The organism is Streptomyces hainanensis, assembly GCF_004348415.1.
In the GTDB taxonomy this organism is placed as follows: domain Bacteria; phylum Actinomycetota; class Actinomycetes; order Streptomycetales; family Streptomycetaceae; genus Streptomyces; species Streptomyces hainanensis.
On the sequence record NZ_SMKI01000323.1, the window covers coordinates 1 to 9,060 of the forward strand.

Consider the following 9,060-nt stretch of genomic DNA (forward strand, 5'->3'; position numbering starts at 1 on the left):
CCACCCACCCCTTCCGCCCGACGGGTTGGCCCGCCGCGGCCAGCGGCCCGGCGGTCAGCCGGTGGTGGTCGAGCCGTCGGCGAAGTGGGCGGTGACGCGGTAGCGGGCCGTGCCGAAGGGGGTGTCGTCCGGGTGGGAGAAGCCCCGTCGGTGGTCCGTGAGGCGGGTCCAGTCGCCGTCGCCGGTGGCGCGGTCGAGCGAGAACGCGACGGCGCCCTTCGGCTTGTTCCAGTGGACGGTCACGCCGTCGGTCGCCCTGGCGACCGACGGCAGGGCGACCCCGTCCCGTACCCCGTCCACGGAGACGCCGTGGAACACGGTGTCGGCGGTGGCGGCCACCCCGACGTGCAGCACGTCGACCATCGGGGTGACGGAGGCGCCGATCCGCTCCCAGCGGTCGCCGTCGGCGGAGACCAGCGCCGTCACCAGGTGCGAGTCCGGGTGCCTGACCAGTCGGACGAACGGCGTGTCGGCGAGCCGGTGTTCGACGTCCTCGCCGAGGTCGACGACCATCGGGCTGCGGGTGATGCCGCCCGCCGCGTTCTGGCCGGCGTTGCCCTGGCCGATGTCCTCCCGGGAATCCAGGCTCCTGGTGCGCAGTTCGAGCCGGCCGGCGGCGTCCGCGCCCAGGTAGACGTAGCGGGCGAGGCCCCCGGTGGCGTCCCGCAGCAGCACACCGTTGACCGCGCCCGCGGCGCCGGCCAGCCGGGCGGTGACGGCGACGCCGCCCCGGGCGAGCCGGCTCACCAGGTGGAGCGAGTCGTGGTGGTCGCGGTCGTGGATGTGGTCGTCGTCGCCGCCGGCGAAGCCGGCGCCCGCCACGTCCGAGACCGTGATGGTGCCGCCGCGCACCGCGGCCGAGCCGGCCGCCCCCTCACCCACCGGGTCGTCGCGCCACGAGCCGCCGCGCAGGCCCCGGCTGTGCGCGGGTGTCACGACGGCCGCGACCGGTGACGAGGCACGGCCGCCGCCCCGGGCGTTCACGGCCCTGACCCGGTAGTGGTACGTGGTCCCACCGGACGGTGCCGACGCCGACGCCGACGGCACCCGGTCGACGTGGCTGGCGTCGGTGACCCCGCGCGCCACCTCCGCGTAGCGGCCGCCGGCGCGGTCGGCCCGGCTGACGGTGTACGAGGCGGCGCCGGCGGCCGGCTTCCAGCTGAGGCCGACCGCGCCGGAGCCCGGCGTGGTGACGACGACGTCCACCGCCCCCGGCACGTCCGCGCCGGCGGCCGCGGTGTCGAGGCGCAGCACCACGGCCCGGCCGGGCGCGAGCGACAGCCCGCCGTCGGTCACCCGCAGGCGTTCGCCGGAGACCAGGTCGAGCACCCGGTCGCCCCGGTGGTCGGGCGGCAGCGGCACCGTGTGGTCGCGCCGGTTGCGGTAGGCGGCGCGGGTGGTGTTGGCGGCGAAGAGGTAGCGGCCGTAGCGGGCCGTGGCCAGCTCCGGGTAGCCGGCGTAGGGGGTGTCCTCGCGGAAGTTGTCGCGGTCGGTGCGGCCGACGCCGGGCTGGAACGAGACCGGGGTCAGCTCGCCGGCCTGGGCCAGCGGCGGCGCGCCCGCCGGGGTGTAGCGGTCGTGGAGGATGGCCTCCTCCACCGAGGGGGCGCGCAGCGTGTACTCCTGGTACCGCAGCACACCCCCGGTGGCGAACTGCGCCAGCTGGTCGTGTCCGCCGTGCTGGGCGTGCAGGCGCCCGTTGGCCTGGAATCCGCCCTTGTTGCGCATGATCAGCGAGGCGAAGAGGTGCGTCTCGCCGTCCCGCGCGCAGAACAGCAGGTTGTCGACGTCCACCCAGGCGAAGCGTGCCGGCAGTTGGTCTCGGGTGACGCCGAGCCGGTCGAGTTCGGCGTCGGTGTACCGGTCGAGGTCGGTGTGCGGCAGCACCACGCCGGCGGCCGTCCGGCCGCCGAACCTCGGGAAGTCGGCGCGCCCCGCCGTGACGTACTCCCAGGTCTCCCGGAAGCCCAGCGTGTACCGGTGGTTGGGCAGGATCCGGGACTCGAAGAGGTTGAAGTACTGGTTGTCCACGAGCTGTTGCTGGAGGAAGCCGACCGCCTCGGCGGCGTACTCCCAGTAGGGGGCCCACTCCCGGCCCCGGTAGCGCTCGGGGTGGCGGGCCATGTGGTGTTCCAGGGAGGCGAAGCCCATGGCCTGGGCGGGGCTCTGTTCGTCGGTCGCGTAGGCGACGCGGCCCGGGTAGGCGGAGTTCCGGTCGTCCACCACCTGCTGCATCCGCATCAGCCGGCGGCCGGCGGCGTCCTCCGACTGGTAGCGGGTCTGGCCCCGGGCGTGGACGCTGCGCAGCGCGAGCCGCAGGATCTCGTCGTTCAGCTCCTCGTCGCCGGCGTGGCCGAGGGTGCGGTGGAACCAGGACGGCAGGTAGTTGGTCGCCTCGCCGTAGTTGCCGACGTAGCCGTTCTCCCGGGTGAGCCCGGCGGCCGTGAGCCCGGTGTGGTGGCGGCCATAGGGCAGCCGGCGCACCACCCGGCCCGCGCCGTCGAGCTTGCCGGTGGCCAGTCCGCGCATCACGACGCGCAGGTAGTCCTGGGTGTAGTGGGCGTTCCGGTCGTGCTGGAACAGGCTGTGGTAGAGGTCGAGTTCGCGGCCTTCGGGGCCGACGAGCACCTCCTCCCCGAGGAACGGGGCGGCGCCCAGCGCCTCCAGCGCGATGCGGTGGCTCCTGGCCCGGCCCTCGTAGAACCCGGAGCCGATGACCCGCAGTCCCTCGTGGGCCTTCCAGGCGCCCTCGTAGGTGTACATGACCTGGTTGTGGATGTAGGAGAGTCGGGACCTGGCGAAGTCGAAGCAGGCCTTGAGCACCCGTTCCCAGGCGCCGAACCTGGTCAGCGCCCCGCCGTCCGGGCCGACGCCGGCGATGCTGTTGTCGCCGTCCACGGTGCCGGTCTCGAACGGCTCGGCGAGCAGCGCGGCGAAGCGGTCGGCTCCGTACACCTCGGCGTCGGCGACCAGGTTCTCGACGAGGTAGAGCGCCTCGCCGAGTGCCGAGTGGTAGCCGCCCCAGTCGGACTGGTGGCCGCCGTTTCCGAGGCTCCGCACGTTGCCGTAGTACTGGCGGGTGTAGGCGTCGACGGAGGCGAAGATCCGGTTCAGGGCCTCCCGCTTGGCGGCGGGGGTGGCGGCGGGGCACCAGTCGGTCGACAGGGCCTCCGCGTAGAAGCGCAGCTCGTCCTGGTAGCGGACGATCGACATGGTGGCGGCCGGGTCGGCGTCGACCCGCCGGGAGAGCGCGTCGAAGGTGTCGAGCTGCCGGGCGCGGTAGCGCACCACCAGGGCGCGTTCGGCCTCCGGGGTCAGCGCGGGAGCGGCCCTGGTCGTCTTCTGGTAACCGGTTACGTCACCGTCGTGGGGCGGCACCCAGGGCGCCGTGTGGGTGAACGCCTCCAGGTAGCGGCGGGAGCGGGCGGTGACGGTGCCGGTGACCGAGGCGGCCATGGTGCGCAGGGTGATCTCGACGCGGCTCCGGCCACGGGTGGCGGCCAGCGGCAGCAGGGCGGTGGCGAGGAAGTGGCGGCCGGTCAGCGCGGCCGCCCGGCTGCCGGCGTTGATCGGCTCGTAGTCGGCGGCGCCCCGGTAGCTCGCCTGCTCCCCGTCGACCAGCAGGACGGTCCGGTACTCGGAGTCGTCCTCGCCCCAGAGGCGCAGGGTGAGGTGGTTCTGGGCGGCCGGGTCGACGGCGATGGTGAACCGCAGGTCGCCGCCGCGGTCGGTGGGCGTGGCCGCCGGCAGGGCCACCCTGGCCTGGCCGCCGGTCGGTCCGGCGACCAGCTCGGTGGCGTCGGCGACCAGGCCGTGGGCCGCCTCGGACGCCGGGTCGCCGAAGACCACGGCGTCCAGGGCGCCAGGTCTGGCCGTGCCCGCGGCGGCGCGGGAGGCCGTGGGCCCGGCGGCCAGTGCGGTGGTGGGGAGGGAGAGCGGGAGCAGTCCGGTGGCGGTTCCGGCGGCGGCGATGCCGAGCACGGTGCGGCGGCTCGGTCCGGTGGTCGTCATCCGATCGTCCTCCTTGGCGATGGGAGTAACCGTTTTCCCGAGGGTCGGCCGTTCGTAGAAACCGTTTCCCTCCGAGATCGCTGCGCACGCTAGACGGCCGGCGCTCGGACCGTCAATGCCCCTGACAACACGGGCCTCGCCTCAACGCCGGCCGGTAGTAAACGATTTCGAAGAACGGGCGACGCGGCGCCGCCGAGCGGGGCGGTGGGCGTTTCCGCATGCCCGCTCGTGGTTACTCGACGGGCCGACGTCCGCGATTTCGCGGACGAGAGACGGCGAGAAACGGCGAGAGACGGTGAGACACCATGCAGATCGCCTTCCTGACGGCGCCAGAGGGGGTGGAGCAGGTCGAGTTGACCGAGCCCTGGCAGGCGCTGGCCGAGACCGGCGAGATACCGCGTCTGGTCTCCACCCGGCCGGGGCACGTGCGGGCGTTCCACCACCTGGACAGGGCCGACACCTTCCCGGTCGACGAGACGGTCGGCGAGACGTCGGCCGACGCCTACCAGGCCCTGGTGCTGCCGGGCGGGGTGGCGAACCCGGACGCGCTGCGTCTCGACGAGGACGCGGTGGCCTTCGTCCGGTCCTTCTTCGACGCCGGCAAGCCGGTGGCCGCGATCTGCCACGCGCCGTGGATCCTGGCGGAGGCGGGCGTACTGCCCGGCCGGACCCTGACGTCCTGGCCCAGCCTCCGCACGGACCTGCGGAACGCGGGAGCGACCTGGGTCGACGAGCGGGTACACGTGGACGACACCGCGCGCGGCACGCTGGTGACCAGCCGGAAGCCGGCCGACCTGCCGGCGTTCGACGACGCGATCCTCCGCGAGTTCGGGAAGGTGACGGCATGAAGCTCGACTTCCTCGATCCCCTGTTGCACCACCCGGGGCCGTGGGCCTCGGTCTACTTCGACACCTCGGCCATCACCGAGGACGCCGCGGCGCAGCGCGCGCTCCAGGCGCGGGACGCCTGCGAGCGGCTGGCCGAGCAGGGCGCGGACGACGCGACGGTGCGCGCCCTGCACACGACGCTGAGCGGGCTCGATCCCGATCCCGAGGGGCACGCGGTGTTCGCCACCGAGGGCCGGGTCGTGCTCGACACTCCGCTGCCCGCGGCGCCGCCCGCGACGTCGCTGGCGGACTGGGCGCCGCTGCCGAGGCTCGGCCCGCTGCTCGACTACGCGGCGCGGGACCCGGTGTGCCTGGTGGCCTTCGTGGACCGCAGGGGCGCCGACTTCGAGCTGCTCGGCCACGGCCGGCGGCCGCACACGATCGACGAGGTGCGGGGCCAGGAGTGGCCGCTGCACAGGTCCGGGCGGGCCGACTGGTCCCAGCGGCACTTCCAGCTCGCGGTGGAGAACACCTGGGAGCAGAACGCCGAGCGGATCGCGGAGGCACTGGCCGTCGACGCGGAGCGGGCCGGCGTCGAGGTGCTGGTGCTCGCCGGCGACGCGCGGGAGCGGCGGGCGGTCCTCGACCGGTTGCCGGAGTGGCTGCGGGCGGTGGCCGTGGAGTCCGAGCGCGGTGGCCGGGCCAGGGGCTCGGACAACCGGCTCCTGGACACCGAGGTGGCGGACGCCCGCGCGGAGCGCGCGCGGCTGGACGCGGAGCGGGCGCTGGACGACTTCGAGGCGGGTCGGTCGCCCACCCGCGGCCTGATCGACGCCGCCGAGGGGGTGCCGGCCCTGGTGGACGCGGCGCGCGAGCACCGGATCGCCTCGCTGCTGGTGCGCTCGGGCGGTCCCGACCTGCGGCGCGACGTCTGGGTCGGGCACGATCCCGACCAGGTGGCGGTGCGCCGCGGCGACACGCGGTATCTGGGCGATCCGGCGCCGCACCAGGCGCGGGCCGACGACGCGCTGCTGCGCTCGGCCGCGGCCACGGGCGCCGACGTGGTGGCGCTCGGCGACGACACGGCCTGCGGCGCCGTCGGCGCGGCGCTTCCGGTGGGCGGTCTCGGGGCGCTGCTGCGCTGGCCCTACGAGGGCGGGGTGCCGGGCGGCGGCAACCGGACGGGCCCGGTCAGCGGCGGCTGACCCGGGCGCCCCCGGCCCCGTTAGGGGCCGGGGGCGGCGGGGTACTCGCGCCCGGGACGTCGACAGGCGACAGGACAGCGACAGCGACCACAGCGACGAACGCGACGACACGGTGGGCCGGCCGCGGGAGCGGCCGGTGGCGCCACGGGAGGCAGGCATGACGACGACCACGGACCTCGATCTGGCCGAGCTGGGCCAGCAGTTGCGGGTGGACTCGGTGCGGGCCACCGCGGCCGCCGGCTCGGGGCACGCCACCTCGTCCATGTCGGCGGCGGACCTGATGGCCGTGCTGCTGGGCCGCTATCTGCGGTACGACTTCGACTGGCCCGACCACCCGGGCAACGACCACCTGATCTTCTCCAAGGGCCACGCGTCGCCGCTGCTGTACTCGGTGTACAAGGCGGCGGGCGCGGTGAGCGACGAGGAGTTGCTGACGTTCCGGAAGCTCGGCAGCCGGCTGGAGGGGCATCCGACGCCGAAGCTGCCGTGGGTGGACGTGGCGACGGGCTCGCTCGGGCAGGGGCTGCCGGTGGGGGTGGGGGTCGCGCTCGCCGGGCGCCGGCTGGAACCGATGCCGTACCGGGTGTGGGTGCTGTGCGGTGACAGCGAGCTGGCCGAGGGCTCGATCTGGGAGGCGTTCGAGCACGCCGGCTACGAGCGGCTGAGCAATCTGACCGCGATCGTGGACGTCAACCGGCTGGGCCAGCGCGGCCCGACCCGGCACGAGTGGGACCTGAATGCCTACGCGCGTCGGGCCGAGGCGTTCGGCTGGCACGCCATCGAGGTGGACGGGCACGACCCGGCGGCCATCGACGCGGCCTACGCGGAGGCGTTGAGCGTCTCCGACCGGCCCTCGGTGGTGCTGGCGCGAACGATCAAGGGGCGGGGCGTGGCCTCCGTCGAGAACCGGGAGGGCATGCACGGGAAGCCGCTGCCCGAGCCGGCGGAGGCGATCGAGGAGTTGGGCGGCGAGCGGCGGATCCGGGTCGACGTGGCGCGGCCGGCGGCGGCGACGGCGCCGCGCTCCCGGCACGGGGTCCACGCCGAGCTGCCGGTCTTCTCGCTGGGCGAGAAGGTGGCCACCCGGGACGCCTACGGCCGGGCGCTGGCCGCGGTGGGCACCGATCGTGGCGACATCGTGGCGCTCGACGGCGAGGTGAGCGACTCGACGCGGTCCGAGTTCTTCGCCAAGGAGCATCCGGACCGGTTCTTCGAGTGCTACATCGCCGAGCAGGAGCTGATGGCGACGGCGGTGGGGATGCAGGTGCGGGGCTGGCTGCCGTTCGTGTCGACGTTCGCGGCGTTCCTGACCCGGGCGCACGACTTCGTCCGGATGGCGGCGGTCAGCCATGCCCAGCTCAATGTGGTGGGCTCGCACTCCGGGGTCGCGATCGGCGAGGACGGCCCTTCGCAGATGGGCCTCGAGGACCTGGCGCTGTTCCGCTCGGTGCACGGCAGCACGGTGCTGTACCCGTGCGACGCCAACCAGACGACGCGGCTGGTGGCGGAGATGGCCGCCGAGGCGTCCGGGGTGCGGTACCTGCGCACCTCGCGTGGCGGCGGCCCGGTGATCTACGGTCCGGACGAGGAGTTCCCGATCGGCGGCAGCAAGGTGCTGCGTTCCTCGGACGAGGACCGGCTGACGCTGGTGGCGGCCGGGGTGACGGTGCACGAGGCGCTGGCGGCGGCCGACGAGTTGGCGGCCGAGGGGATTCCGGTGCGGGTGATCGACCTGTACTCGCTGAAGCCGGTGGACGTGGCGACGCTGCGGGCGGCGGCCGAGGTGACGGGCTGTCTGCTCTCGGTGGAGGACCACCATCCGGAGGGCGGGCTGGGTGACGCGGTGCTCGACGCGTTCATCGACGGGCACCCGGTGCCGCGTCTGGTGCGGCTCGCCGTGACCACCATGCCGGGTTCGGCCACCGGGGACGAGCAGTTGAAGGAGGCCGGCATCGACGCCACGGCGATCACCGCGGCGGCCCACCGGGCGCTGGCGGTCTAGGGGCCGGGGGACGGGCTGCCCGCGCCGGTCGGCGCGGGCGGTTCGTCGCCGCGGGCGGTTCGTCCGCCCGGGCGTCGAGGGCGGGCAGGTCGACGGTCGATCCGCCGAGGTACGCCCCCCGGAAGCCGCCGGTGATCACGGGGCCTGGTCGAACCGAGCCGCGGCCAGGTAGTCGGGGCGCGGGTCGAGGGCGGCGGCGAGCCGGAAGTGGCCCAGCGCCTCGTCGTTCCGGTTGGCCCGCTGGAGGGTGCGGGCGAGGGCGAAGTGGGCGAAGGCGTTGTCCGGCTCGCGCTCGATGATCAGCTGGAACTCCTGTTCGGCCGCACGCAGCTGGGCGGCCAGGAAGAAGGCCCGGGCGCGCAGCAGGCGGGCGGCGGTGTTCTCGGGGTGGGCGGAGATCACGGGGTCGAGGAGCTTGAGGGCGCCACGCGGGTCGCGGGCGTCGAGCAGCTGCTCGGCCGCCCGGTAGGCGATGACGTTGGTCTCCGGTGAGGTGTTCGGCACGTGCCCTCCTCGCGAGCTGGGCTTCGGTGCTTCCGGCGCGGGTGCCCGGCGTCGGCGGAACGTCGCGCCGGCCACCGGTATTCCCCTCCGGTATGCCCGCCCACCCGTGAGGACTACCCGGCGCGCGGCGCCGGGCTCCCGGTGACTAGCCTGGATGGACATGCCAGAGCCCGAGATCCTTCCCCGTCGACGCCGGCTGCTGGTGCTGGCGATCTGCTGCATGAGCCTGCTGATCGTCAGTCTGGACATCACCGCGTTGAACGTGGCGTTGCCCTCGCTGGAGCGGGAGCTGGGTGCCAGCGTCTCCGGGCTGCAGTGGACGGTGGACATCTACACCGTGGTGCTGGCGTCCTTCCTGATGCTCTCCGGTTCGACCGCCGACCGGGTGTTCGCGGTCGGCTCGGCCGTCGGCCTGGTGGTGATCGCCTCCCACGCCTTCACCGTCGCCGACTACACGCCCTACGTCATGCTGCTCGTCGGCCTCGGCGTCGGCATCGACTACGCGCTGCTG

At 74.3% G+C, this 9,060-nt stretch carries 5 protein-coding genes and 1 pseudogene; 4 read left to right on the plus strand and 2 right to left on the minus strand.

Annotated features, from left to right (window positions below; translation table 11 throughout):
- Window positions 1–54: 54 nt before the first annotated feature.
- Window positions 55–4,011, minus strand: coding sequence for a fibronectin type III domain-containing protein (locus E1283_RS25355; protein ID WP_132820467.1), 3,957 nt, complete (start codon window positions 4,009–4,011; stop codon window positions 55–57).
- 305 nt (window positions 4,012–4,316) lie between these two features.
- Between E1283_RS25355 and E1283_RS25360 the strand changes: the two genes are divergently transcribed.
- The 3 genes from E1283_RS25360 (at window position 4,317) to E1283_RS25370 (ending at window position 8,045) form a co-directional block, all read left to right on the plus strand.
- On the plus strand, window positions 4,317–4,859 hold the full coding sequence (locus E1283_RS25360; RefSeq protein WP_132820468.1) for a type 1 glutamine amidotransferase domain-containing protein: 543 nt from the start codon (window positions 4,317–4,319) through the stop codon (window positions 4,857–4,859).
- Window positions 4,856–6,043, plus strand: coding sequence for a baeRF2 domain-containing protein (locus E1283_RS25365; protein WP_132820469.1), 1,188 nt, complete (start codon window positions 4,856–4,858; stop codon window positions 6,041–6,043). Before E1283_RS25360 ends, E1283_RS25365 begins: the two co-directional genes overlap by 4 nt.
- Before the next feature lie 157 nt (window positions 6,044–6,200).
- A complete protein-coding gene (locus E1283_RS25370; protein ID WP_132820470.1) occupies window positions 6,201–8,045 on the plus strand; it encodes a transketolase in 1,845 nt (614 codons plus the stop codon).
- A 135-nt stretch (window positions 8,046–8,180) separates the two neighbouring features.
- Here the strand turns inward: E1283_RS25370 and E1283_RS25375 are convergent, their stop codons facing one another.
- Window positions 8,181–8,549: a tetratricopeptide repeat protein gene (locus E1283_RS25375; protein WP_132820471.1), complete on the minus strand. Its 369-nt coding sequence runs from the start codon at window positions 8,547–8,549 to the stop codon at window positions 8,181–8,183.
- A gap of 160 nt (window positions 8,550–8,709) precedes the next feature.
- Between E1283_RS25375 and E1283_RS38990 the strand changes: the two are divergent.
- Window positions 8,710–9,060, plus strand: a pseudogene (locus tag E1283_RS38990) (hypothetical protein); the annotation flags it as partial.

Bases quoted from the DNA above. Each gene is read 5' to 3' on its own strand.
- E1283_RS25355 (WP_132820467.1), bottom strand. From the start codon at position 4,011: ATGACGACCACCGGACCGAGCCGCCGCACCGTGCTCGGCATCGCCGCC.
- E1283_RS25360 (WP_132820468.1), top strand. From the start codon at position 4,317: ATGCAGATCGCCTTCCTGACGGCGCCAGAGGGGGTGGAGCAGGTCGAG.
- E1283_RS25365 (WP_132820469.1), top strand. From the start codon at position 4,856: ATGAAGCTCGACTTCCTCGATCCCCTGTTGCACCACCCGGGGCCGTGG.
- E1283_RS25370 (WP_132820470.1), top strand. From the start codon at position 6,201: ATGACGACGACCACGGACCTCGATCTGGCCGAGCTGGGCCAGCAGTTG.